Origin of the sequence: Pseudomonas sp. G5(2012), from assembly GCF_000408945.1 — a bacterium.
Taxonomy (GTDB): domain Bacteria; phylum Pseudomonadota; class Gammaproteobacteria; order Pseudomonadales; family Pseudomonadaceae; genus Aquipseudomonas; species Aquipseudomonas umsongensis.
This window is the reverse complement of record NZ_APIO01000025.1, coordinates 211,959-235,408: the sequence shown is the minus strand read 5'-3', so window position 1 is coordinate 235,408 and position 23,450 is coordinate 211,959. Positions and strand designations below refer to the sequence as shown.

Sequence of the window (23,450 nt, the reverse complement as noted above, 5' to 3'; positions counted from 1 at the left end):
CAAAAGCTCCTCATTTGGCGTCTTTGCTAACGGTATTGAGCAGGAATTTACCGATCAGGTCCTCGAGCACCAGCGACGACTGGGTGTCGTGGATGGTCCCGCCATCCTTGAGCAGGGCCTCTTCCCCGCCCACACTGATGCCGATGTACTTCTCGCCCAACAGGCCAGCGGTCAGGATAGATGCAGTGGAATCTGCCGGTAGGTTATCTACGCGCTTCTCCAGTTGCATGGTTACCCGACCGGTGAAACTGTCGCGATCCAGATCGATTGCCGTGACCTTGCCGATGGTCACACCGGCCATGGTCACTTTAGCTCTGACAGTCAAACCGGCGATATTGTCGAAATACGCATAAAGTTTATAGGTTTCGGTGCTCGGGCTCGGGGACAGTCCACTGACCCGCAACGCCAGCAACAGCAAAGCCAGGATGCCAGCCAGCAAGAAAAGGCCGACACCGATTTCCAGGGTGCGGTTTTGCATCAGAAATCTCCAAACATCAAGGCGGTCAGAATAAAGTCCAGGCCGAGCACAGCCAAAGAGGCATACACCACGGTCTTGGTAGTGGCACGACTGATCCCCTCTGAAGTGGGTTCACAGTCATAGCCTTGGAATACGGCGATCCAGGTCACGACAAAGGCGAAGACAATGCTTTTGATGATGCCGTTGAGCACATCGTCGACAAAGGTCACGCTGTTCTGCATGTTCGACCAGTAGGAGCCTTCATACACGCCCAGCCAGTCGACGGCCACCCAGGAACCGCCCCAGATACCCACCACGCTGAAGATCATTGCCAGCACCGGCAAGGAAATGAAGCCGGCCCACAGGCGCGGGGCAATGATGTACTTGAGCGGGTCCACCCCGATCATCTCCAGGCTGGAGAGCTGTTCGGTGGACTTCATGTTGCCGATTTCCGCGGTCAGTGCCGAACCGGCACGCCCGGCGAACAGCAATGCCGTGACCACCGGCCCCAACTCACGCAGCAGCGTCAGCGCCACCATCTGCCCCACCGCCTGCTCCGAACCGTAGCTGGACAGGATGTTGAAGCCTTGCAGCGCCAGCACCATGCCGATGAATATCCCGGAGACCACGATGATCACCAGGGACATCACGCCCACCGAATGCAGTTGCTTGACCAGCAGGCCAAACCCGCCACCGATGCCACCACGCCCCAGCAGTGCGTGAAACAGAAACAGCGAAGAGCGCCCGAACACCGCCAGCACGTCGATGCCGCCCTGGCCGAACCGGCGCACCCTTTCCAAAAGTGAAATCTTGCGCATCAACGCTTCCCCAGGAGATCTGCGCGGTAATCCGTCGCTGGAAAGTGATAGGGGACCGGACCGTCGGGCTCGCCTGTCATGAATTGACGGATACGCGGATCGTCCGAGTTCATCAGCTCGTCGGGCGAGCCCTGCCCCAACACCTGCCCGTCGCCCACGACATAGATGTAGTCGGCGATGCTGGCGGTTTCGGCCAGGTCATGGGAAACCACGATACTGGTAATGCCCAGCGCATCGTTGAGCAAGCGGATCAGGCGCACCAGCACGCCCATGGCAATGGGGTCCTGGCCGACGAAGGGCTCGTCATACATGAGAATCTGCGGATCGAGCGCAATTGCCCGCGCCAGTGCGACACGACGCTTCATGCCGCCGGACAGTTCGTCGGGCATCAGGTCGATCGCACCGCGCAATCCCACGGCCTGCAATTTGAGCAGGACGATGTCGCGGATCATTTCTTCGGGCAGCTCGGTGTGAACGCGCAACGGAAACGCGACGTTCTCGAAGACATCGAGGTCGGTAAACAGTGCGCCACTCTGAAACAGCACACCCATGTGCTTGCGTGCATCGAACAGATCACTGCGCGACAACGCCGGCAGGTTCTGACCATTGACCCATACTTCGCCACTGGCAGGCCGCAACTGCGCGCCCATCAAGCGCAACAGCGTGGTCTTGCCACACCCGGAAGGCCCCATGATGCCGGTGACCTTGCCGCGCGGGATGCGGATATCAATGTTATTGAAAATGCTGCGCGCACCGCGCTTGAAGGTCAGTCCCTTCAGCTCGACCGCGTAGGCGTTATCGGCACTCATCTAAACTCCTTGCGATGCAGCCTCACACTCGGACGCCGGGCTTCCTGACAAAAGCACATACTCCTGGGCGGGCCGAACTGGCGGCGAACTATATCACTGCAAGCGTCACGCGCCCAAGGCCAATGCCAGACCATGTTCAGCGACATGACAGCCAGAAAGCTCCATCTAGAGGGGATTCGGTAACAACAGATGACGATGGGCAACGAACTTGCGTGAGGGTTTCAACCATACCGGCTATAATCGCCGCCTTTTCATCAGGCCAAACATTTTCAAAATGAGCCAATCCAGCGACCTGATCAAGTCAGCACAACGCACCATCCGCCTCGAACTGGAAGCCGTAAAAAGCTTGCTGCCCCGTATCGACAAGGATTTCGTGCGCGCCTGCGAAATGATTCTGGCCAGCAAAGGCCGCGTCGTCGTGGTCGGCATGGGCAAATCGGGGCACATCGGCAACAAGATCGCCGCCACCCTGGCCAGTACCGGTACCACGGCCTTTTTCGTGCACCCGGCCGAAGCCAGCCATGGCGACATGGGCATGATTACCCGTGATGACATCATCCTGGCACTGTCGAACTCCGGCTCGACCAATGAAATCATCACCCTGCTGCCGCTGATCAAGCGCCTGGGCATCCAGCTGATCAGCATGACGGGCAAGCCCGACTCGCCGCTGGCCAAGGCGGCAGAGGTCAACCTGAATGTACAGGTCGACCACGAGGCCTGCCCATTGAACCTGGCGCCCACCTCGTCGACGACCGCGGCACTGGTCATGGGTGACGCCCTCGCCGTCGCGCTGCTGGAAGCTCGCGGTTTTACCGCTGAGGATTTCGCCTTTTCCCATCCGGGCGGTGCGCTGGGCCGACGCCTGCTGCTGAAAGTGGAAGACGTCATGCACGCAGGGCAAGAGCTGCCGCAGGTACAACGCGGCACCCTGCTCAAGGATGCGCTGATGGAAATGACCCGCAAGGGCCTGGGCATGACCGTGATAATGGAGGCCGACGGCAAGCTGGCCGGGATCTTCACCGATGGTGATTTACGCCGCACGCTGGACCGCAGCATCGACATCCACACCGCCACTATTGATCAGGTCATGACGGCCCATGGCAAGACGGCCCGTTCCGAAATGCTCGCCGCCGAGGCCCTGAAAATAATGGAAGATCACAAAATCAACGCGCTGGTCGTGGTCGACAGCGAAGATCGCCCGGTCGGTGCCCTGAACATGCACGACTTGCTGCGTGCGGGAGTAATGTAATGAGCACGGACCTGCTGCAACGCGGCCAACAGATCAAACTGGCGGTGTTCGACGTCGACGGCGTCCTGACCGACGGGCGCCTGTACTTCCTCGAAGACGGTAGCGAATTCAAGACGTTCAACACCCTCGACGGCCAGGGCATCAAGATGCTGATGGCCGCCGGCGTACAGACCGCGATCATCAGCGGCCGCAAAACACCGGTAGTCGAACGACGCGCGAAGAACCTCGGCATTCCCCACCTGTACCAGGGCCGCGAAGACAAACTGGTGGTACTCGACGAGCTTCTTGCGCAACTCGGCCTAAGCTATGAACAGGTCGCCTACCTCGGTGACGACCTGCCGGACCTGCCGGTGATCCGGCGCGTCGGCCTGGGCATGGCAGTGGCCAACGCCGCCAGCTTCGTGCGCGAACACGCACATGGCATCACCCTGGCCCGTGGCGGCGAAGGTGCTGCCCGCGAGTTCTGCGAATTGATCCTGCGCGCCCAGGGCCGCCTCGATGCGGCCAATGCCGCGTACCTGTGAGCCAAATCATGTTCAGCAAAAAAGTTCGCAAGACATTGGTGGTCAGTTGCATCGTGGCGATTTTCGCCGCGGTCGGCTACTGGAACATCAGCCCGGAACGCTTTCTCGACAAGCCACCGGCCAAGACTGAAGAAAGCCCGATCGACTGGTACGCGACCAACACTCACACCTTGCAGTACCTCGAAGACGGCAAGGTGCAATACGAAATGACGTCGGAAAAAGCCGAGCACGTCAAGGCAACCGACATCACGCTGGTGACCAAACCCGACCTGAACATGTACCGCGGCACTGATTTTCCGTGGCATGTGACCAGCGATCACGGTGAGGTGAACTCCGGCGGGACCGAGGTCGAACTGATCGACAACGTGCGCGTCAAGCGTACCGACGAAAAGAACCGCGACACCCTGATCACCAGTACTCGCATGACCGTGTTCCCGCAGCAGCAATATGCGCAGACCCAGCAACCCGTTAGAATCGACGGCGCTGGCGGTGTATCGACTGGTGTCGGCATGAAGGCGTATTTGAAAGAAAGCAGGATACACCTGCTATCGAACGTAAGAGGACAGTATGAGGCTCGTTAAAACCCTCCCTATTTTGCTCAGTCTGGGCGCAGCACTGGGAAGCGTGAGCGCCTGGGCTCTGCCGGACGATCAGCAGCAACCCATCCGCATCCAGGCCGACGACGCCCAACTGGACGACAAGAACGGTGTGGCCACCTATACGGGCGATGTGGTCATCACCCAGGGCTCGATCATTGTCAAGGGCAACAAGGTGACCATGACCCGCGCCCCCGATGGCGACGTCGACGTGGTGACCTCGGTGGGTAACCTGGCCTACTTCGAGCAACTGCAGACCGCAGGCGACACCAAGCCCGTGCAGGGATGGGGCGTGACCATCCAGTACCTCGCCAAGCAAAATCGTGTCGTGCTGATCGACCGCGCCAAGGTCATCGACAAGGACAGCAACGTCACTCAAGGCGAGAAAATCGTCTATGACACCGAGAAAAAGCTGGCCAGCGCCGGTCGCGCAACGGGCAGCAAGGTGACCGAGTCGCGTCCGCGCATCGACATGGTGATCCAGCCGAAAAAGAAAACCGACGAGCAAAAGGCCCCTTAATGGCAACTCTGAAAGCCCAGCACCTGGCCAAGAGCTACAAGAGCCGCCAGGTCGTGCGAGACGTCAGCCTGTCCATCGACAGCGGCCAGATCGTCGGCCTGCTCGGCCCCAACGGCGCCGGCAAGACCACCTGTTTCTACATGATCGTCGGCCTGGTACAGGCCGATCAGGGTCGCGTACTGATCGACGACCTTGATGTCAGCCACCAGCCGATGCACGGTCGCGCCAAGGCGGGTATCGGTTATCTGCCGCAAGAAGCATCGATCTTCCGCAAACTCTCCGTAGCCGACAACATCATGGCCATCCTCGAGACCCGCAAGGAACTCGACAAGGCCGGTCGCCGCAAGGAACTGGAAAGCCTGCTGCAGGAGTTCCACATCAGCCACATCCGCGACAACCTCGGCATGAGCCTGTCCGGTGGCGAACGCCGTCGCGTGGAAATCGCCCGGGCACTGGCCACCAACCCGAAATTCATCCTGCTCGACGAACCGTTCGCCGGCGTTGACCCGATCTCGGTGGGTGACATCAAGCAGATCATCCACCACCTCAAGGCCAAGGGCATCGGCGTACTGATCACCGACCACAACGTCCGCGAAACCCTGGATATCTGCGAAACCGCCTATATTGTCAACGATGGTCAACTGATCGCCGAAGGCGACGCTGAAACCATCCTGGCCAATGACCTGGTGAAAGAAGTGTACCTGGGGCATGAATTCCGCCTGTAAGCATCGCGGTGTCCAGCGAGTCGGCAAAGCGCTTGGCGCAATAAAAAATCAACCTTTTTTTATTGTTACAGCGCTCTAGGCAAACGCCGCGGTTTCGGGCATATAATTTGCTTATGTTTGGCGCTCCGGCGCCCTGTAGTGGATGGCGCATGTGCGCCGGCGAATAAGGTGTTAAGCCCCTGCCATGAAACCATCGCTAGTCTTGAGAATGGGCCAGCAGCTGACGATGACACCGCAGCTGCAACAGGCCATCCGCCTGCTCCAATTGTCGACCCTGGACCTGCAACAGGAAATCCAGGAGGCCCTGGAGTCCAATCCGATGCTCGAGCGCCAGGAAGAAGGCGACGACTTCGACAATTCCGACCCGCTGGCCGACAACGCCGAACACAAACCCAGTACCGACACCCAGGAACCCTCCTACCAGGAAAGCGCCACGACCGTCGATAATATCGAGGAAGGCGACTGGAACGAGCGCATTCCCAACGAACTGCCTGTCGACACCGCCTGGGAAGACGTCTACCAGACCAGCGCCAGCAGCCTGCCGAGCAACGATGACGACGAGTGGGATTTCACCACCCGCACATCAGCCGGCGAGAGCCTGCAAAGCCACCTGCTGTGGCAACTGAACCTGGCACCGATGTCCGACACCGATCGCCTGATCGCCGTGACCCTGATCGATTGCATCAACAACCAGGGCTACCTGGACGAGACGCTGGAGGAAATCCTCGAAGCCTTCGATCCGGAACTGGACATCGAACTGGACGAAATCGAAGCCGTCCTGCACCGCATCCAGCAATTCGAACCTGCCGGCATCGGCGCACGCAACCTGGGTGAATGCCTGCTGTTGCAATTGCGCCAACTGCCCGCCAAGACGCCTTGGCTGGCCGAAGCCAAGCGCCTGGTCACTGACTATATCGACTTGCTCGGCAGCCGCGACTACAGCCAGCTGATGCGCCGCATGAAGCTCAAGGAAGATGAGCTGCGCCAGGTGATCGAGCTGGTCCAGAGCCTCAACCCGCGCCCGGGCTCGCAAATCGAGTCGACCGAAGCCGAATACGTGGTTCCGGACGTGATCGTGCGCAAGGATAACGAACGCTGGCTGGTGGAGCTCAACCAGGAGTCGGTGCCCCGCCTGAGGGTCAACGCCCAGTATGCGGGCTTCGTTCGTCGTGCCGACACCAGCGCCGACAACACCTTCATGCGCAATCAACTGCAGGAAGCCCGCTGGTTCATCAAGAGCCTGCAAAGCCGCAACGAAACCCTGATGAAAGTGGCCACGCAGATCGTCGAGCATCAGCGCGGCTTCCTGGAGTATGGCGACGAAGCCATGAAGCCATTGGTCCTGCATGACATCGCCGAAGCGGTCGGCATGCATGAGTCGACGATTTCGCGGGTTACCACGCAGAAATTCATGCATACCCCTCGGGGCATTTATGAACTGAAATACTTTTTCTCCAGTCACGTCAGCACCTCCGAGGGCGGAGAATGCTCGTCCACGGCGATTCGCGCGATCATCAAAAAACTGGTGGCGGCGGAAAATCAGAAAAAGCCGTTGAGTGACAGCAAGATCGCTGGTTTACTGGAGGCACAAGGCATTCAGGTGGCTCGCCGCACCGTCGCCAAGTACCGCGAATCCCTCGGGATCGCGCCTTCGAGCGAACGCAAGCGGTTGATGTAGGGCCACGCCACAGCGTTCCAGTGGCAGATCATCTGGATCTGCCGCTTTATGCACTGGCAACGAAGGAGAAGCTGTATGCAAGTCAACATCAGTGGACACCAACTGGAAGTGACCAAGCCCCTGCGTGAATACGTCGAGCTCAAGTTCAAGAAGCTCGAGGGGCATTTCGACAAGATCACCAACGTGCAAGTCACGATGTGCGTCGAAAAGTTGAAGCAGAAAATCGAAGCCACGCTGCATATACCCGGCAATGAGGTCGTCGCCAACGCGGAACATACCGATATGTACGCGGCAATCGACGCACTGACCGACAAGCTGGATAAACAACTCAAAAAGCATAAGGAAAAGACTCAGAGCCTCCTCCAGGGCGCTACGGGTCGTTAACACTCCCAACCCATGATCCGACTTGAAAGCATCCTGACCCCCGGCCGTTCCCTGGTGAACGTGCCGGGCGGCAGTAAAAAGAAAGCCCTCGAGCAAATTGCCAACCTCATCCATCGCGAAGTGCCGGATCTGGCCATGCAGGATGTTTTCGAGAGCCTGGTCGCCCGTGAAAAACTCGGCTCCACCGGCTTTGGTAACGGCATCGCCATTCCCCACTGCCGTCTAAAGGGCTGTGATGCGCCCATCAGTGCCTTGATGCACCTGGACGCCCCTATCGATTTCGACGCCATCGACGGCGCTCCGGTTGACCTGTTGTTCGTGCTACTGGTCCCGCAAGCCGCTACCGATGCGCACCTTGAGTTGTTGCGCCAGATTGCAAGCATGCTCGACCGCAAGGACGTGCGCGACAAACTGCGCAACGCTGCGAGCAATCAAGCCTTGTATCAGGTTGTCCTGGACGAGCAAAACGGTCATTAATCATGCGCTTGATCATCGTCAGCGGCCGTTCTGGCTCCGGTAAAAGTACCGCCCTCGACGTCCTCGAGGACAACGGCTACTACTGCATTGACAACCTGCCTGCCGGGTTGCTGCCTGAACTGGCCGAGCGAGCGCTGATACACACCGAACTGGCACAGCCACTGGTTGCCGTGTCCATCGATGCTCGCAACCTGCCAAGCCACTTGTCGCGGTTCCCCGAGTTACTGGCAGAAGTGCGCAGTCGCCACATCCAGTGCGATGTCCTCTACCTGGATGCCGACGAAGAAACCCTGCTCAAACGTTTCTCGGAAACCCGTCGGCGTCACCCGCTGAGCAACGCCAACCGCTCGCTGGCCGAAGCGATCAACGACGAGACCACCCTGCTCGGTCCGATTGCCGACCTTGCCGATCTCAAGCTCAACACCACCAGTCTGAATTTGTATCAACTGCGCGATACCATCAAGCTGCGCCTGCTAAACCAACCGGAACCCGGTACGGCGTTTCTCGTGGAGTCGTTCGGGTTCAAGCGTGGTATGCCGGTCGACGCCGACCTGGTATTCGATGTGCGCTGCCTGCCCAATCCTTATTGGAAGCCTGAGCTGCGCGAGCAGTCCGGGCTCGACCAACCGGTGGCCGAGTACCTGGCTGCGCAACCCGATGTCGAGGAAATGTTCCAGGACATTTCTACCTACTTGCTCAAATGGCTGCCACGCTTTGCCGCCAGCAACCGTGCCTATGTCACCATAGCCATTGGCTGCACCGGCGGCCATCACCGCTCCGTCTACCTGACTGAACGTCTTGGCCAGGTCCTGCAGCAATCCCTGAAGAATGTCCAGGTCCGCCACCGCGACCTCAGCTAAAGGATTCACACCGCGATGCCTGCTCTGGAAATCGAAATCATCAACAAGCTGGGCCTGCATGCCCGCGCTTCGGCAAAATTCGTTGGGGTTGCCGGTCAATACAAGGATTGCACGATCAGGGTAGGACGCACGCCGGAAACCACCGTCGATGGTAAAAGCATCATGGCGATGATGATGCTGGCCGCCGGCAAGGGCACCAAGATTCATTTGAGCACCGAAGGCGAGCAGGCACAGGAAGCGCTGGATGCGCTGGTGGCGTTGATCAATAACTATTTCGACGAAGGCGAGTAAAGCTCAAGGACCGTCCGAACTCGGACCGAGCCGGGGCTTGCTGGCCAAGCGGCCTTAAACATCAGGATGATCTTTCTGGCGCCATCGCTGGCAAGCCAGCCCCCACACGCTTGGCCAAAGCTCGACAAAAAAAAGGCGCGCCACCCAATGGGTGGCGCGCCTTTTTTTGTCCAACGGGCGAAGCTTAGCTGCCCGCCACCGTCATCCGCTCGATCAACACCGAGCCCGTGCGAATGTTGCTGCGCAGTTCCAGGTCATTGCCCACGGCAACGATCTGCTTGAACATGTCTCGCATGTTGCCGGCAATGGTCACTTCCTGGACCGCGAACTGGATTTCGCCGTTCTCGACCCAGTAACCCGCCGCGCCACGGGAGTAATCACCGGTGACCATGTTCAGGCCCTGGCCCATCAATTCGGTGACCAGCAGGCCGCGCCCCATACGACGCAGCAGGGCAGCCTGGTCCTCATCGCCATGGGTAACGAACAGGTTGTGCACGCCACCCGCATTGGCGGTGCTCGGCATGCCAAGCTTGCGGCCTGAGTAGGTGCCGAGGATGTAGGACACCAACTCGCCCTTTTCGACAAACGGCTTGGCGTAGGTTGCCAGGCCATCCCCATCGAACGCTGCACTGCCCATGGCCCGCATCAGGTGCGGCCGCTCGTCGATGGTCAGCCATTCCGGAAACAGCTTCTGCCCCAGCGTACCTTCGAGGAACGAGGATTTACGGTACAGGCTGCCACCGGAAATCGCCGAGAGGAAACTGCCGAACAAGCCGCCGGCCAGTTCCGCGGAGAACAGTACCGGCACTTCACAGGTCGGCACCGGACGCGCACCCAGACGGCTTGCGGCGCGTTGCGCAGCACGCTGGCCGATGCTCACCGGGTCCGCCAGCAGATTGCCCTGGCGGTTCACGTCATACCAGTAATCGCGCTGCATCTGGCCATCAGCCTCGGCGATCATCACGCAACTCAAACTGTGCCGGGTCGACGCATAACCGCCGATAAACCCGTGGCTGTTGCCGTAGACGCGGCAGCCCTGATGCGTGCTCAGGGTGGTGCCATCGGCATTGCTGATCCGGCTGTCGGCGGCAAACGCTGCGGCCTCACAGGCCAGCGCCTGCTCAATCGCCTGTTCCGGGGTAATGTCCCATTGGTGGAACAAATCGAAGTCCTGAACATCCCTGGCCATCAGCGCGGCATCCGCCAGGCCCGAGGCTTCGTCTTCAGAGGTGTGCTTGGCGATAGCCAGGGCAGCGGCAACGGTTTCGCGAATCGCCTCTGGCCCACTGGCCGACGTACTGGCCGAGCCCTTGCGCTGACCGACATACAAGGTGATGCCAAAACCCTGGTCGCGGTTGAACTCGACGGTTTCGACTTCGCGCTGGCGAACGGTGGTCGACAGGCCCTGCTCAAGGGACACCGCCACTTCACAGGCACTGGCGCCCTGTCGCTTGGCTTCAGCGATGATTTGCTCGACTTGTTCTTGCAGTGCCGGCAACGCTTGTGGGCCGACGCTTTCAACTGCACTCATGCTGTTCTCCACTCAAATTCTGCTTTCGGTAACGGTCATCGAGCGACCGGGCCGGACAAGCGGCCCCCGACTGGTTATCATGGCGGCGTTTCTTTGCGGACGGCCACCATGGTTGATTCTTACGACGACTCCCTCGATACGGGAGAAAAAAGCAAATCCCAGGTTAAACGCGAGCTGCATGCTCTGGTTGACCTCGGCGAGCGCCTTACAACGCTCAAGCCTGACTTGCTGGCAAAACTGCCGTTGACCGACGCCTTGCGCCGGGCCCTGGCCGATGCGCCCAAGCACACCGCGAACATCGCGCGTAAACGGCACCTGCAGTTCATCGGCAAACTGATGCGCGATCAGGACACTGACGCAATTCTGGTTTTGCTCGATCAACTCGATGCCTCCACTCGCCAGTACAACGAACGCTTCCATAACCTGGAACGTTGGCGCGATCGCCTGATCGCCGGCGACGATGCCGTACTGGAAAAATTCGTCGTCGACTACCCGGACGCGGACCGCCAGCAATTGCGTTCCCTGATCCGTCAGGCGCAGCACGAGGTTGCGCAAAACAAGCCTCCTGCATCCAGCCGTAAAATCTTCAAGTACATCCGTGAGCTGGACGAAACTCAACGCGGTCTGCGTTGATTCTCGTCCATCCCCTGTAGGAGCTGCCGCAGGCTGCGATCTTTTGATCTTTTAAAAAGCAAAAGATCGCAGCCTGCGGCAGCTCCTACAGGGGGATGTATGTGCCTAAGCGCCCGTGCCACCCACGGTGATCGCATCAATCTTCAGCGTTGGCTGGCCGACACCCACCGGCACTGACTGACCATCCTTGCCACACGTCCCCACACCGCTGTCCAGCGCCAAGTCATTGCCGACCATCGACACCTTGCTCATGGCCTCCGGGCCGTTGCCGATCAACGTCGCGCCTTTGACCGGGGCGGTGATCTTGCCGTCTTCGATCAGGTACGCCTCGCTGGTGGAGAACACGAACTTGCCGCTGGTGATGTCCACCTGGCCGCCGCCTAGGTTGGCGCAGTAGATGCCGCGCTTCACCGACGCGATGATTTCTTGCGGGTCGCTTTCGCCGGCCAGCATGTAGGTGTTGGTCATGCGCGGCATCGGCAGGTGCGCGTAAGATTCGCGACGACCGTTACCGGTGCGAGCTACGCCCATCAGGCGGGCGTTGAGCTTGTCCTGCATGTAGCCCTTGAGTACGCCGTTTTCGATCAGTGTGGTGCACTCGGTTGGCGTGCCTTCGTCGTCAACGCTCAAGGAGCCACGACGACCGGCCAAGGTGCCATCATCGACGATGGTGCACAGCTTGGACGCCACCATCTCGCCCATGCGCCCGCTGTAGGCCGAACTGCCCTTGCGGTTGAAGTCGCCTTCCAGGCCGTGGCCGACCGCTTCATGCAGCAGCACGCCCGACCAGCCGGAGCCCAGCACCACCGGCAAGGTTCCGGCCGGCGCCGGAATGGCTTCCAGGTTGACCAGCGCCTGGCGCAACGCTTCACGGGCATAACCCATGGCGCGATCTTCAGCCAGGAAATAACGGTAATCGGTACGCCCGCCACCGCCGTGACCACCGCGTTCGCGACGGCCGTTCTGTTCGACGATCACACTGACGTTGAAGCGCACCAGTGGCCGGACATCCGCCGCCAGGCCGCCATCGGTGGACGCCACCAGGATCCGCTCCCAGACCCCGGCCATGCTCACGGTGACTTGCTGGATACGCGGATCAAGGGCACGGGTGGCGGCATCGATGCGCTTGAGCAGGTCGACTTTCTCGGCACGGGTCAGCACTTCCAGCGGATTGTCCGGCCCGTACAACTGCGCCACATCCTGGGTGGTGAACGCTTGCACGGTGCCATTCTGTCCGGCCCGGGAGATCGACCGGGCGGCTCGGGCAGCCGCGCCCAAGGCTTCCAGGGTGATGGCATTGCTGTAGGCAAAACCGGTCTTCTCACCGGATTGCGCGCGAACACCAACCCCTTGGTCGAGGTTGAAGCTGCCTTCCTTGACGATGCCGTCTTCCAGCGCCCAGGACTCGGAAATCTGCCCCTGGAAATACAGGTCGGCGGCATCGATGCCAGGGCCGGCCAGGTCGCCAAGCACACCTTGCAGGCTTTCGATCGTTACGCCACCGGGTGCCAGGAGGTGCTCACTGACTGAGGACAACAACTCGCTCATATGCTTTACGCCTTAAATTCATCGTTCTGAGGCAGGCCGCTGGGCGCCCTGCGAGAAAAAGCGCCGGTGACTGGACACCGGCATCCGCGCCCGGATGGACGCCTGTTCGCTGCTATCGCGTTCGGCCAGCAGCACGGCCTCGCCTTGACCCTGTTGTGCCAGCACCCGTCCCCATGGGTCGACGATTGCCGCGTGTCCCCAGGTTTCCCTTGGCCCCGGATGCGTTCCACCCTGGGCGGCCGCGAGCACATAACACTGGGTTTCGATGGCTCGCGCACGAATCAGCACATCCCAGTGCGCGGCGCCGGTTACGGCGGTGAAAGCCGACGGCGCGGTAATCAGTTCCGCGCCGGCAGCACGCAATTCACTGTAGAGCTCCGGGAAGCGCAGGTCATAACAAACCGTCAGGCCGACTCGGCCGACCGGCGTATCCGCAACCACGATCCCGCTGCCATAAGCATAGTCATCGGATTCGCGATAACGGCCGCGATTGTCTGCCACGTCCACGTCAAACAGGTGCAGCTTGTCGTAGCGAGCGACCGTTTCGCCTTGGTCGTCAACCAGCAACGAGCAGGCATGCACCTTGGCCGACGGTTGATCCACCGGCGGCAACGGCAAGGTGCCCGCCACAATCCATAACTTGAGGTCGCGGGCCGTCTGTTTCAACCAGGGCAGGATCGGGCCTTCGCCCAACGCCTCGGCGCGACCGATGTCGGCGATGTCGCGCCGGCCCATGGCGGCGAAATTTTCCGGCAGCACAGCCAATTTCGCACCGCCCACGGCCGCTTGTTCCAGCAACTGACGCGCCCGGGCCAGGTTGGCCAGCACATCGCTCTGGCTGACCATTTGAATTACCGCTACAGACATGGCCTTTCCCTGATCGGATACCAACGCATACCTGTAGGAGCTGCCGCAGGCTGCGATCTTTTGATGTTGCTTTTAAGATCAAGATCAAAAGATCGCAGCCTGCGGCAGCTCCTACAGTGGAGTTAAGGCCATGCTACTCCATAGGTTTGGAGGATGGCGTCAAAAAGCCTTGTCGAAGGTGATTTTCGGTTCTTTCCACGGTCCCTTGACGGTGTACTTCACGCTGGCGAAGCGCGCCACACGGTCACCGATCAACTTGTCGATCAGGAACAGTGCCCCACCGATCGCCGGTGCGCCGACGATCAGCGCGGCGATGGGCAGGTTGTTGGTCACTGGCAGGGTCACCAGCAGTTTCGCATCGATCTGATCGGCCACCATATTCAGGGTGCCGTCGAGCTCAATGGTGCTCGATGGACCGGTCAGGCGGATTGGCTCCCGTGTCACGTACACCCCGTTGGTCGCCACCAGCAGGCCCTTGACCCGGTCATAGCTCAGGCCTTTGCCGAACAGGTCGGAGAAGTCCAGGCGCAAGCGGCGGCCAATGGAGTTGAAGTTGAGCAGGCCAAATACACGCAACGCCTGGGCACTGCCTTCGACCTCGACAAACTGGCCTTCCTTGAGCGACGCATCGAGGGTGCCAGAGAGACGCTTGGTCCCCATCCATGCCGGCGAGCCCGGCCAGCGGGCGTCGACATCCATGTGAAATTCCTGGCTGGTGACGCTCGGCGCGTAGCCCCAGCCCTTGAGGACATCCGCCAGGTTCTTGCCGCTGATCCGCCCCTTGTACCAACTGGTGCTGGCACCAGGTGGACCTTCCCATCCGCCGCTGCCTTGCAACAACATGCCCTTGAGGCCCATGTCCAGCGAGTTGAGCGCGATACCCCTGGCCGTCGGACGCACCTTCAGCGACCAGGCGCCCACCAGGTCGTTGCCCTGATATAACTGATTGATGATGATATCCAACGCCGGGATCTTGGTCGGGTCCACCGAGGCCAGGGGATCCGGCGAGTTTTCGTCGGCCAGAACCTTTGGGTCCGGGGCGGGCAGGCGCACCGTTTGCAGGTTGATCACCATCGGCGCAGCCTTGGCATCGGGGATGCTGGCGGCGCCCTTGACCTGCTGGCTGTCGAGTTGCAGGGCCCACGAGGACGGCTTGCGCGTCAGCTGCACCGCTGCCTGATCCAGGGTGGTACCGAAGGCGCTGAGCTTGCCGACCTTGATGTCCGCTCCGCTGAGCAACTGCTTGGCGTTGCCACCGGGGTCTTGGCCGGCATACTTGCTCACCAGGTCCTGCCAGGGGCCGACATCCAGTTCCGAGAGCACGCCACGAATGCGCAAACCCTTGGCCCCGGGCAGCGCGGCCGTGCCATTGCCGAGGAACAATTCACCGCGGCCGCCGGCAAAATTGCCGGCCGGTGCAGCAAACGTGAAGCTCGCCAGCTCCCCGTAATTTGCCCAGTAGCGCCGCTCCGCTCCTTGCAGGGTCATGCGAAACGAAGTGTCGCGCCCAACATCCGCCGCCAGGCCAAAGGGCGCCGGCAGATCGACGGCCACACCCTTTAGACTGGAATTGACCATCAATTGGCTATCGGCACCATCCAGGGTCAGTTGCAGTTGGTACGGGATAACGCCACTCACTGGCAACGGCTGGGTCACGCTCAGCCAGTCCTTGAGTTTCTTGACTTCGACCTGCCCGGAAGCGGTGACCCGGGTGTTGAGCTTGCCTTCACGACCGTCGGCGAAAATTTGCGCAGTGACCGGCTTATCGAAGGCGCGCGCACTGATGTTCTGCCCACTCAAGCCTTTGCTGCTGTCAAAACGGAAGTCACCCTTGAGCTGAGTCAGCTCGAGGGGGGGCTCGGGCAGTTTCAAACGGGCCTTTGCCGTCTTGAAGTCAACCAGGATCTTGGGCTGTTCGCCCTTGGCCAGCGGAATATCCAGCTTCAGTTTGCCTTGCAGATCGCCCTCGCCTTCCCAACCCGCGAAAGTCTCGGCAGTGCCTATCGGCGCTTCCTTGAGGATTTTCAGGCCATCACCCAATCCACCGGCGAACGCACCGTCGAGAAACAGGTGACTGTTTTGCCCGGCGGGCACATGGGGAATGTTGACGTAGATATCGCGGACCTGGGTGTCGAGCAATTGCCCCTTGCTGGCCAGAATCCGTACGCCACTGTCTTCAACGAATACGTCACCCGTGACCTTGCTGACATGCGGCCAGCCAGGCTGGAACGCCAGCTCGGCATCGTGGACCTTGAAAAACAGGCTGATGCTGCGTGCCGTTTCCTCTGCGCCGTGGTTCAACGAGCCTTGGTACTGGAAGAATCCCTGATCCACCGCACCTTTGAGAATCGCCGTGCGCAGCCATTCGTCCAGCGCCGGGCTGAGGACGGTCGGCAGGTATTTGGCGGTGTAGCGACCGTCGCCGTCCACCAGACCAACCCGCAGGTCCATGTAGTCTTCCCGTGCCTCATCGAAAAACAGGCGGATCAAGAAGTCGCCGGCAATCTTGCCTTCCTCGCCCAACACCTTCAGGTACGGCGCGATCAGCGTGAAACTTTCCTTGTCGAGCTTCCAGGTCAAGGTCGCGTTGGCCTGGATGTATTGCCATGGCTTGGCGAAAATCGGGTCCAGGTGCAGCATGAAATCCTTGCTGTCCATGCGCAACTCGCCATGGCCAAGGTCGCCGCTGATGCTGCCCGTGACATTACGTGCCGCTGGGGCACCGTGATACGCGTCAAAGCCGACGCGATCAAGGTTGGCTGCGAAGCTGAACCGGCTGTCATCGGTGGCATTGGGCTTCACGTCGATCAGCACGTTGCGCAACCCACCGGTGACCTTGAGCCGCTCGACCACCGTGGCGACCCCTTCCGGCAATGGCGCCAGGGCGTTGAGCACCGGCGTGAGTGGTGTCAGGTCGAGACGGTCGGCTTGCAGATGCCAGATGTTTTGCGTCTGGTCCGAGGCCGTGACCTGCTTCAATTGCAGTCGTGATTCCCAGCGGGTCTCGCCAAGGTTCATGGCCAGGGAGTCAACCGTTACCAGCATGCCCTCGGCGCTGCGCTGGAAATAACCGTTAAGCGCCAGGTTGTTGATCTGGATCGGCTTGCGTTCGGCATAGGCCCCTTTGAATTGCGGCGCATTCAACCGCACGGCGCCGCTTTGCAAGGCGCCTTTGCCCCAGGTTGCCCACAGCTCGCCACCCGCCTTGAGTTCGGAGAAATTCCACTGCTGGGTCAGGGTTTCGGGCAACCATTTCGACCAGTCGCTTTGCGGCAAGCTCACATAGACTTGCGCCTCGCCGTCCTGCCACTGGCTGGCTCGAATACGGGTACGCACACTCAAGGCCAATGGCTGGCCATCGGGCAGGGTCAAGCGGGCATCGAGTCGTTGGCGGGATGCGCCGGTTTTCAGCGTCGCGCCAACGTACGTCAGGGTCAGCGGCGATTCTCCCCAAGGCTGCAACGTGACCTGGCTGTCGAGTACCGACAGTTGCTGGATCATTTGCATGCGATTGAGTAGCTGCTCCGGCTCAAATGGCTGATCGTCCTTGACCGGCAAGCCTTCCAGCGCCCACGCGCCGTCATCGCCTTGCTTGAGGCTGATCTTCAGGCCATTGAGTTCCAGATTGGCGATGCGCACCTCGCGGGCCAGCAGACTCTCCCACAGGTCCGGGACAGCCCGCACGTTTTCCAGGTGCAGGGCGTTGGCCCCCTCGCCTACGGTCACGTCGTGAGCCGACAGAATGGGCGCGAAGCCACTCCAGCTGCCTTTCAGCTCGCCGATTTGCAGGGGCATGCCCAAGGCCTCGCTGGCCTTGGTTTCGACTTCGCCACGGTACTCGGCCACCAACGGCGCCAGTTCCCGGCCCAGGCTGACGTACAACGCCATCACCACCAAAACCAACGCGCACAGGCCCAGACCCCAGCGGGTCAGTGCGGCCAATATGCGTGTCAGACGCTCCATGTCAGGTGGCTCCCATGGCAAAAGTTCTGCAGACAGCTGAGGCCAGCCATTCAGGAAAATTCAGGACGAAGCAGTTCAGAGCAGCACGACGTCGTATTGTTCCTGGGAATACATGGTTTCGACCTGGAATCGGATGGTGCGCCCGATAAATACTTCAAGTTCGGCGACGTTACCCGACTCCTCATCGAGCAGACGATCGACAACCCGCTGGTTCGCCAATACACGATAGCCTTCCGCCTGATAGGCGCGAGCCTCACGCAGGATTTCGCGGAAGATTTCATAGCAAATGGTTTCCGGGGTTTTCAGCTTGCCGCGCCCCTGGCAACTGGTGCACGGCTCGCACAGGACCTGTTCGAGGCTTTCGCGGGTGCGCTTGCGAGTCATCTGCACCAGGCCCAACTCGGTGATGCCGATGATGTTGGTCTTGGCGTGGTCGCGCTCCAGTTGCTTCTCGAGCGTGCGCAGGACCTGGCGCTGGTGTTCTTCATCCTCCATGTCGATGAAGTCGATGATGATGATCCCGCCCAGGTTGCGCAGCCTCAATTGTCGGGCAATGGCGGTCGCCGCTTCGAGGTTGGTCTTGAAGATGGTTTCTTCAAGATTGCGATGCCCGACGAACGCACCGGTGTTGACGTCGATGGTGCTCATGGCTTCCGCCGGGTCGACCACCAGATAACCGCCGGACTTCAACGGGACTTTGCGCTCAAGGGCCTTCTGGATTTCATCTTCGACACCGTACAGGTCGAAAATCGGTCGCTCGCCCGGATAGTGCTCCAGACGATCTGCGATCTCTGGCATCAATTCGGCGACGAACTGCGTGGTTTTCTGGAAAGTTTCCCGGGAGTCGATGCGAATCTTCTCGATCTTCGGGCTCACCAGGTCGCGCAGCGTGCGCAGCGCCAAGCCGAGATCCTCATAGATCACACTCGGCGCGCTGATGGTCTTGATCTGCTCGCTGATCTGGTCCCATAGCCTGCGCAGGTAGCGGATGTCCATGAGGATTTCATCGGCACCGGCCCCTTCGGCGGCCGTGCGCAGGATGAACCCGCCCGCTTCCTTGATGCCTTCCTTGGCCACGCAATCGGTGACCACTTGCTTGAGGCGATCGCGCTCGGCCTCGTCTTCGATTTTCAGCGAAATACCGACGTGGGCGGTGCGCGGCATGTACACCAGGTAACGAGAAGGAATCGACAGCTGCGTGGTCAGGCGCGCACCTTTGGAGCCGATGGGGTCCTTGGTGACTTGCACCACCAGGCTCTGGCCTTCGTGCACCAACGCGCTGATGCTCTCGACGGCCGGACCTTCACGCAAGGAGATTTCGGATGCATGAATGAACGCGGCGCGGTCCAGGCCGATATCGACGAACGCCGCCTGCATGCCGGGCAATACCCGCACGACCTTGCCTTTGTAGATGTTGCCGACGATCCCGCGCTTTTGCGTGCGCTCGACATGAACTTCTTGCAGGACACCGTTTTCGACCACCGCCACGCGCGATTCCATCGGCGTGATGTTGATCAGGATCTCTTCACTCATGGCAGGGTCTCGTTCAGGCATGTTCACAATAATGGCCGGGTACGACGCTTAGCGTGCGTTATTGGGTTGCCAACAGGGTATGCCGAAATGGCCGAGCAGTTGCGCGGTTTCGCACAGCGGCAGTCCAACCACCGCCGAGTAACTCCCAGTGAGCCCGGCGACAAACACTGCGCCCAGCCCTTGAATGCCGTAGCCACCGGCCTTGTCCCGAGGTTCACCGCTGGCCCAGTAGGCCGCCGCTTCATCTGGGCTGATTTCACGAAAACGTACGTGACTGGTGACCACCAACGACGCGCAACGATCAAAATCGAGCAGCGCTATCGCGGTCAGGACCTGATGCTCGCGCCCGGACAACATCTTCAGCATGGCGCACGCGTCGCCTTCATCAACCGGTTTGCCAAGAATTTTTCCATCAAGCACCACGGCGGTATCTGCACCGAGCACGCAGCAGGACGCATCAGACGCGACTGCGCCGCGTCCGGCCTCGGCCTTGCCACGCGCCAGGCGCTCGACATAGGCCGACGGGGATTCATGATTCAAAGGGGTTTCATCGATATCCGCGCTGATGGCGGTGAACGGCACGCCGATCTGCGTGAGCAGTTCACGCCGACGCGGTGAGCCAGAGGCGAGGTACAACCGTTTCATCAAGACCTCTCCCTGTCTAATGCCCGAACGAATTAATTGATTTTGTAGCGTCGACGCAATCCGCGCAAACCGAAGCTGACCCAGGGCCAGAGCAACGCGCTGACCAGTGCCGGCAATACCAGGGCCAGGGTTGGCTGACGATTGCCAGTCAAGGCGCTGAGCCATAGTTGCACCAGCTGGGCGAGGCCGAAGATCACCAGGATCACCAGGCTCTGCTGCCACATCGGGAACATTCGCAGGCGTTGTTGCAGCGCCAGCACCAGGTAGGTGATGAGCGTCAGGATCAATGCATTCTGGCCCAGCAGCGTGCCGTACAGCACGTCCTCGGCCAAGCCCAGGCACCAGGCGGTGACCATCCCGACTTTCTGCGGCAGCGCCAGTGCCCAGAACGCCAGCAGCAAGGCCAGCCACAGGGGGCGCAGGATCTCCATGAATTGCGGCAGCGGCGATACGCTGAGCAACATGCCGACGGCAAATGTCAGCCAGACGATCCAGCCGTTTCGAGAAGCTGTGACACCGACCATTATTCTCGTCCCCCAGTGGTAGCCGGTGCGGAGACAGGCGGTTTGGCAGCAGGCTTGACAGCAACGGGCTTGACGACAGCGGGTTGTGTCGCCGGTGGCTTGGCGGGTGCAGTCGTGGTGGGTTTGGCGGCAGGCTTGGCCGGGGTCGTGACCGCCGGAGTAGCCGCTGGCGTCGCCGGAACAGCCGGAGCCGCGACTGCTGCCGGTACAACCGCCGGTCTCGGCACGGTCGCCGGAATGATCGGCCCCCCACCCTGCGCATCCAGGCTTTCCTGGGCCTGGGCAGCGTCGTTGGCGCGCTCCTCGGCAGTGCGAGTGTCGCTGAACACCAGCAGCAAATAACGGCTGCGGTTCAAGGCGGCGGTCGGTACGGCGCGAACAATGGCGAACGGCTGGCCGGAGTCATGGATCACTTCCTTGACCGTCGCCACCGGGTAACCTGCCGGGAAACGCTGGCCCAGGCCGGAGCTGACCAACAGGTCGCCTTCCTTGATATCGGCGGTATCGGCCACGTGGCGCAATTCGAGGCGTTCCGGGTTGCCGGTGCCGCTGGCAATGGCGCGCAGGCCGTTGCGGTTGACCTGCACCGGAATGCTGTGGGTGGAATCGGTCAGCAGCAGGACCCGGGAGGTGTAGGGCATCAACTCGACCACCTGGCCCATCAGGCCACGGGCATCGAGCACAGGCTGCCCGAGCACCACGCCGTCGCGTTCACCCTTGTTGATGATGATGCGATGGGTGAATGGGTTGGGGTCCATGCCGATCAACTCAGCCACTTCGACCTTTTCGTTCACCAGTGCCGAAGAGTTGAGCAACTCGCGCAGCCGAACGTTCTGCTCGGTAAGGGAGGCAAGCTTTTGCATGCGCCCCTGCAACAGCAGGTTTTCGCTCTTGAGCTTTTCGTTTTCGGCGATCAGTTCGGTGCGGCTGCCAAACTGGCTGGCCACACCCTGCCATAGCCGCTGCGGCAGGTCGGTGATCCAGTAAGACTGCATCAACACCAGCGACATCTGGCTACGCACTGGCTTGAGCAGTGTGAAGCGGGCATCGACCACCATCAGCGCGACCGACAGCACGACCAGCACCAACAAGCGCACGCCCAGTGAGGGACCCTTGGTGAAAAGCGGTTTAATAAGCCGCTCCTCCCAGGCAAATGTTCTCTTTATTCATACGGCATCAAACCGGCCTGGATGCAGACGACAGAAGATAAACGCGAACAGGCAGCACTGCAAAGTGCCGCCTGCGCGCTCACAGCATAGAGGCGATCCGGCGACTTATTCGCTGGAGAGCAGGTCCATGGTGTGTTTATCCATCATTTCCAATGCACGGCCACCGCCGCGAGCAACGCAGGTCAACGGGTCTTCGGCAACGATCACCGGCAGGCCGGTTTCCTGTGCCAGCAGCTTGTCGAGGTCACGCAGCAAGGCGCCACCACCGGTCAACACCAGGCCACGCTCGGCGATGTCGGAAGCCAGCTCCGGCGGCGACTGCTCCAGCGCGCTCTTCACGGCCTGAACGATGGTCGCCAGCGACTCTTGCAGCGCTTCGAGCACTTCGTTGGAGTTCAGGGTGAATGCGCGTGGAACGCCTTCGGCCAGGTTGCGGCCACGAACGTCGACTTCGCGAACTTCGCCACCCGGGTAAGCGGTACCGATTTCCTGCTTGATGCGCTCGGCAGTGGACTCACCGATCAGGCTGCCGTAGTTGCGACGCACATACGTGATGATCGCTTCGTCGAAACGGTCGCCACCTACCCGTACGGATTCGGCATAGACCACGCCATTCAGCGAGATCAGCGCGATTTCGGTGGTACCGCCACCGATATCCACGACCATCGAACCGCGGGCTTCTTCAACCGGCAAACCGGCACCGATCGCAGCAGCCATCGGCTCTTCGATCAGGAACACTTCACGGGCACCGGCACCGAGCGCCGATTCACGGATGGCGCGACGTTCAACCTGGGTGGACTTGCATGGGACGCAGATCAGCACTCGAGGGCTAGGCTGCAGGAAGCTGTTTTCATGAACCTTGTTGATAAAATACTGCAGCATCTTTTCGCAGACGCTGAAGTCGGCGATCACGCCGTCTTTCATCGGACGAATGGCAGCAATATTGCCCGGCGTACGGCCCAACATGCGCTTCGCTTCGGTGCCGACAGCAACGACACTTTTCTGGTTACCGTGTGTCCGAATGGCCACAACCGATGGCTCATTCAGGACGATACCGCGCTCACGCACGTAAATAAGGGTGTTGGCAGTGCCCAGGTCAATGGAAAGATCGCTGGAAAACATGCCACGCAGTTTCTTGAACATGGGAAAGGGACCCTAGGCAACGCGTGGGTAAAAAAGTGCGGCAAACTCTAACAACGACAGGGATTTTGGGCAAGGCGCCAATATGTTAAATTGGCCGTTTTTCTGTGCACCAAACCCCACAATCGCGGCCATATGACCGTAGAAGTGCGGTAGTGTTCCGACAATCTAACACACGGACGCCGTCCGTCTTGTTTTCCACTGGAGAATCCCAATGGCGCTTGAACGCTCCGACGTGGAAAAAATCGCTCATCTGGCCTGCCTTGGCCTCAATGATGCCGATCTTCCACACATCACTTCGGCCCTCAACAGCATTCTCGGGTTGGTCGACGAAATGCAGGCGGTGAATACCGATGGTATCGAGCCGCTCGCCCACCCACTGGAAGCCAGCCAGCGCCTGCGTGCAGACGTCGTGACCGAGAGCAACAATCGCGAGGCCTACCAGTCCATCGCACCAGCGGTCGAAAACGGCCTGTACCTGGTTCCGAAAGTCATCGACTAAAGGGAAA

General features: G+C 60.3%; 24 protein-coding genes. 12 read left to right on the top strand and 12 right to left on the bottom strand.

What is annotated here, in order from left to right; translation table 11 throughout:
* Positions 1–10 precede the first annotated feature (10 nt).
* The 3 genes from mlaD to PG5_RS08255 are packed head-to-tail and all read right to left on the bottom strand — an operon-like array spanning position 11 to position 2,084.
* Positions 11–478, bottom strand: a complete 468-nt coding sequence (gene mlaD / locus PG5_RS08265; RefSeq protein ID WP_008054374.1) for an outer membrane lipid asymmetry maintenance protein MlaD — start codon at positions 476–478, stop codon at positions 11–13.
* Positions 478–1,275 carry a lipid asymmetry maintenance ABC transporter permease subunit MlaE gene (gene mlaE, locus PG5_RS08260; RefSeq protein ID WP_020796647.1) on the bottom strand — a complete coding sequence of 266 codons (798 nt, stop codon included), beginning with the start codon at positions 1,273–1,275 and terminating at the stop codon, positions 478–480. Before mlaE ends, mlaD begins: the two co-directional genes overlap by 1 nt.
* Positions 1,275–2,084, bottom strand: a complete 810-nt coding sequence (locus tag PG5_RS08255) for an ATP-binding cassette domain-containing protein (protein ID WP_020796646.1) — start codon at positions 2,082–2,084, stop codon at positions 1,275–1,277. Before PG5_RS08255 ends, mlaE begins: the two co-directional genes overlap by 1 nt.
* Before the next feature lie 274 nt (positions 2,085–2,358).
* On the opposite strand from PG5_RS08255, the gene PG5_RS08250 reads away from it, so the two are divergent.
* The 10 genes from PG5_RS08250 to PG5_RS08205 all read left to right on the top strand — a co-directional run bounded on the left by PG5_RS08250 (position 2,359) and on the right by PG5_RS08205 (position 9,388).
* On the top strand, positions 2,359–3,333 hold the full coding sequence (locus PG5_RS08250; protein ID WP_020796645.1) for a KpsF/GutQ family sugar-phosphate isomerase: 975 nt from the start codon (positions 2,359–2,361) through the stop codon (positions 3,331–3,333).
* Positions 3,333–3,857, top strand: coding sequence for an HAD family hydrolase (locus tag PG5_RS08245; RefSeq protein WP_020796644.1), 525 nt, complete (start codon positions 3,333–3,335; stop codon positions 3,855–3,857). The genes PG5_RS08250 and PG5_RS08245 overlap by 1 nt, the downstream gene beginning before the upstream one ends.
* A gap of 8 nt (positions 3,858–3,865) precedes the next feature.
* Positions 3,866–4,438, top strand: a complete 573-nt coding sequence (lptC, locus tag PG5_RS08240; protein WP_020796643.1) for an LPS export ABC transporter periplasmic protein LptC — start codon at positions 3,866–3,868, stop codon at positions 4,436–4,438.
* Entirely contained in the window at positions 4,425–4,973 is a 549-nt protein-coding gene (gene lptA, locus PG5_RS08235; protein WP_033044848.1) for a lipopolysaccharide transport periplasmic protein LptA, read from the top strand. Before lptC ends, lptA begins: the two co-directional genes overlap by 14 nt.
* The gene (gene lptB, locus PG5_RS08230) at positions 4,973–5,698 is read left to right on the top strand and encodes an LPS export ABC transporter ATP-binding protein (RefSeq protein ID WP_008054366.1); all 726 of its coding nucleotides are present in this window, start codon (positions 4,973–4,975) and stop codon (positions 5,696–5,698) included. Before lptA ends, lptB begins: the two co-directional genes overlap by 1 nt.
* A gap of 184 nt (positions 5,699–5,882) precedes the next feature.
* Entirely contained in the window at positions 5,883–7,376 is a 1,494-nt protein-coding gene (locus PG5_RS08225; protein ID WP_033044849.1) for an RNA polymerase factor sigma-54, read from the top strand.
* Between the two features lie 75 nt (positions 7,377–7,451).
* The gene (hpf, locus tag PG5_RS08220; protein ID WP_020796640.1) at positions 7,452–7,760 is read left to right on the top strand and encodes a ribosome hibernation-promoting factor, HPF/YfiA family; all 309 of its coding nucleotides are present in this window, start codon (positions 7,452–7,454) and stop codon (positions 7,758–7,760) included.
* Between the two features lie 12 nt (positions 7,761–7,772).
* Positions 7,773–8,237 carry a PTS IIA-like nitrogen regulatory protein PtsN gene (gene ptsN / locus PG5_RS08215; RefSeq protein WP_020796639.1) on the top strand — a complete coding sequence of 155 codons (465 nt, stop codon included), beginning with the start codon at positions 7,773–7,775 and terminating at the stop codon, positions 8,235–8,237.
* Between the two features lie 2 nt (positions 8,238–8,239).
* Positions 8,240–9,097, top strand: coding sequence for an RNase adapter RapZ (rapZ, locus tag PG5_RS08210; RefSeq protein ID WP_020796638.1), 858 nt, complete (start codon positions 8,240–8,242; stop codon positions 9,095–9,097).
* 15 nt (positions 9,098–9,112) lie between these two features.
* Positions 9,113–9,388: an HPr family phosphocarrier protein gene (locus PG5_RS08205; protein ID WP_020796637.1), complete on the top strand. Its 276-nt coding sequence runs from the start codon at positions 9,113–9,115 to the stop codon at positions 9,386–9,388.
* Between the two features lie 184 nt (positions 9,389–9,572).
* Here PG5_RS08205 and pmbA read toward each other — a convergent pair whose 3' ends face one another.
* Positions 9,573–10,919 carry a metalloprotease PmbA gene (gene pmbA / locus PG5_RS08200; RefSeq protein ID WP_020796635.1) on the bottom strand — a complete coding sequence of 449 codons (1,347 nt, stop codon included), beginning with the start codon at positions 10,917–10,919 and terminating at the stop codon, positions 9,573–9,575.
* Positions 10,920–11,027: 108 nt separating this feature from the next.
* Between pmbA and yjgA the strand changes: the two genes are divergently transcribed.
* Positions 11,028–11,552, top strand: a complete 525-nt coding sequence (gene yjgA / locus PG5_RS08195; protein ID WP_008054354.1) for a ribosome biogenesis factor YjgA — start codon at positions 11,028–11,030, stop codon at positions 11,550–11,552.
* A gap of 105 nt (positions 11,553–11,657) precedes the next feature.
* Here the strand turns inward: yjgA and tldD are convergent, their stop codons facing one another.
* The 8 genes from tldD to mreB all read right to left on the bottom strand — a co-directional run bounded on the left by tldD (position 11,658) and on the right by mreB (position 22,944).
* Positions 11,658–13,100, bottom strand: a complete 1,443-nt coding sequence (tldD, locus tag PG5_RS08190; RefSeq protein ID WP_020796634.1) for a metalloprotease TldD — start codon at positions 13,098–13,100, stop codon at positions 11,658–11,660.
* A gap of 18 nt (positions 13,101–13,118) precedes the next feature.
* Entirely contained in the window at positions 13,119–13,967 is an 849-nt protein-coding gene (locus tag PG5_RS08185) for a carbon-nitrogen hydrolase family protein (protein ID WP_020796633.1), read from the bottom strand.
* Positions 13,968–14,126: 159 nt separating this feature from the next.
* Positions 14,127–17,930, bottom strand: coding sequence for a YhdP family protein (locus PG5_RS08180; protein ID WP_020796632.1), 3,804 nt, complete (start codon positions 17,928–17,930; stop codon positions 14,127–14,129).
* A gap of 75 nt (positions 17,931–18,005) precedes the next feature.
* Positions 18,006–19,463: a ribonuclease G gene (gene rng / locus PG5_RS08175; protein ID WP_020796631.1), complete on the bottom strand. Its 1,458-nt coding sequence runs from the start codon at positions 19,461–19,463 to the stop codon at positions 18,006–18,008.
* Positions 19,464–19,511: 48 nt separating this feature from the next.
* On the bottom strand, positions 19,512–20,108 hold the full coding sequence (locus PG5_RS08170; protein ID WP_020796630.1) for a nucleoside triphosphate pyrophosphatase: 597 nt from the start codon (positions 20,106–20,108) through the stop codon (positions 19,512–19,514).
* Between the two features lie 32 nt (positions 20,109–20,140).
* Positions 20,141–20,632 (bottom strand): rod shape-determining protein MreD, encoded by a 492-nt coding sequence (mreD, locus tag PG5_RS08165; protein ID WP_008054347.1) that lies wholly within the window; start codon positions 20,630–20,632, stop codon positions 20,141–20,143.
* On the bottom strand, positions 20,632–21,765 hold the full coding sequence (mreC, locus tag PG5_RS08160; protein ID WP_080725290.1) for a rod shape-determining protein MreC: 1,134 nt from the start codon (positions 21,763–21,765) through the stop codon (positions 20,632–20,634). Before mreC ends, mreD begins: the two co-directional genes overlap by 1 nt.
* A gap of 141 nt (positions 21,766–21,906) precedes the next feature.
* Complete coding sequence (gene mreB / locus PG5_RS08155; RefSeq protein ID WP_002555108.1) at positions 21,907–22,944, bottom strand: rod shape-determining protein MreB; 1,038 nt, start codon at positions 22,942–22,944, stop codon at positions 21,907–21,909.
* 211 nt (positions 22,945–23,155) lie between these two features.
* Here mreB and gatC point away from each other — a divergent pair, with 211 nt between their 5' ends.
* Positions 23,156–23,443, top strand: a complete 288-nt coding sequence (gene gatC / locus PG5_RS08150; protein WP_008054345.1) for an Asp-tRNA(Asn)/Glu-tRNA(Gln) amidotransferase subunit GatC — start codon at positions 23,156–23,158, stop codon at positions 23,441–23,443.
* The last annotated feature ends 7 nt before the right edge of the window (positions 23,444–23,450 follow it).

Bases quoted from the DNA above. Each gene is read 5' to 3' on its own strand.
- mlaD (WP_008054374.1), bottom strand. From the start codon at position 478: ATGCAAAACCGCACCCTGGAAATCGGTGTCGGCCTTTTCTTGCTGGCT.
- mlaE (WP_020796647.1), bottom strand. From the start codon at position 1,275: ATGCGCAAGATTTCACTTTTGGAAAGGGTGCGCCGGTTCGGCCAGGGC.
- PG5_RS08255 (WP_020796646.1), bottom strand. From the start codon at position 2,084: ATGAGTGCCGATAACGCCTACGCGGTCGAGCTGAAGGGACTGACCTTC.
- PG5_RS08250 (WP_020796645.1), top strand. From the start codon at position 2,359: ATGAGCCAATCCAGCGACCTGATCAAGTCAGCACAACGCACCATCCGC.
- PG5_RS08245 (WP_020796644.1), top strand. From the start codon at position 3,333: ATGAGCACGGACCTGCTGCAACGCGGCCAACAGATCAAACTGGCGGTG.
- lptC (WP_020796643.1), top strand. From the start codon at position 3,866: ATGTTCAGCAAAAAAGTTCGCAAGACATTGGTGGTCAGTTGCATCGTG.
- lptA (WP_033044848.1), top strand. From the start codon at position 4,425: ATGAGGCTCGTTAAAACCCTCCCTATTTTGCTCAGTCTGGGCGCAGCA.
- lptB (WP_008054366.1), top strand. From the start codon at position 4,973: ATGGCAACTCTGAAAGCCCAGCACCTGGCCAAGAGCTACAAGAGCCGC.
- PG5_RS08225 (WP_033044849.1), top strand. From the start codon at position 5,883: ATGAAACCATCGCTAGTCTTGAGAATGGGCCAGCAGCTGACGATGACA.
- hpf (WP_020796640.1), top strand. From the start codon at position 7,452: ATGCAAGTCAACATCAGTGGACACCAACTGGAAGTGACCAAGCCCCTG.
- ptsN (WP_020796639.1), top strand. From the start codon at position 7,773: ATGATCCGACTTGAAAGCATCCTGACCCCCGGCCGTTCCCTGGTGAAC.
- rapZ (WP_020796638.1), top strand. From the start codon at position 8,240: ATGCGCTTGATCATCGTCAGCGGCCGTTCTGGCTCCGGTAAAAGTACC.
- PG5_RS08205 (WP_020796637.1), top strand. From the start codon at position 9,113: ATGCCTGCTCTGGAAATCGAAATCATCAACAAGCTGGGCCTGCATGCC.
- pmbA (WP_020796635.1), bottom strand. From the start codon at position 10,919: ATGAGTGCAGTTGAAAGCGTCGGCCCACAAGCGTTGCCGGCACTGCAA.
- yjgA (WP_008054354.1), top strand. From the start codon at position 11,028: ATGGTTGATTCTTACGACGACTCCCTCGATACGGGAGAAAAAAGCAAA.
- tldD (WP_020796634.1), bottom strand. From the start codon at position 13,100: ATGAGCGAGTTGTTGTCCTCAGTCAGTGAGCACCTCCTGGCACCCGGT.
- PG5_RS08185 (WP_020796633.1), bottom strand. From the start codon at position 13,967: ATGTCTGTAGCGGTAATTCAAATGGTCAGCCAGAGCGATGTGCTGGCC.
- PG5_RS08180 (WP_020796632.1), bottom strand. From the start codon at position 17,930: ATGGAGCGTCTGACACGCATATTGGCCGCACTGACCCGCTGGGGTCTG.
- rng (WP_020796631.1), bottom strand. From the start codon at position 19,463: ATGAGTGAAGAGATCCTGATCAACATCACGCCGATGGAATCGCGCGTG.
- PG5_RS08170 (WP_020796630.1), bottom strand. From the start codon at position 20,108: ATGAAACGGTTGTACCTCGCCTCTGGCTCACCGCGTCGGCGTGAACTG.
- mreD (WP_008054347.1), bottom strand. From the start codon at position 20,632: ATGGTCGGTGTCACAGCTTCTCGAAACGGCTGGATCGTCTGGCTGACA.
- mreB (WP_002555108.1), bottom strand. From the start codon at position 22,944: ATGTTCAAGAAACTGCGTGGCATGTTTTCCAGCGATCTTTCCATTGAC.
- gatC (WP_008054345.1), top strand. From the start codon at position 23,156: ATGGCGCTTGAACGCTCCGACGTGGAAAAAATCGCTCATCTGGCCTGC.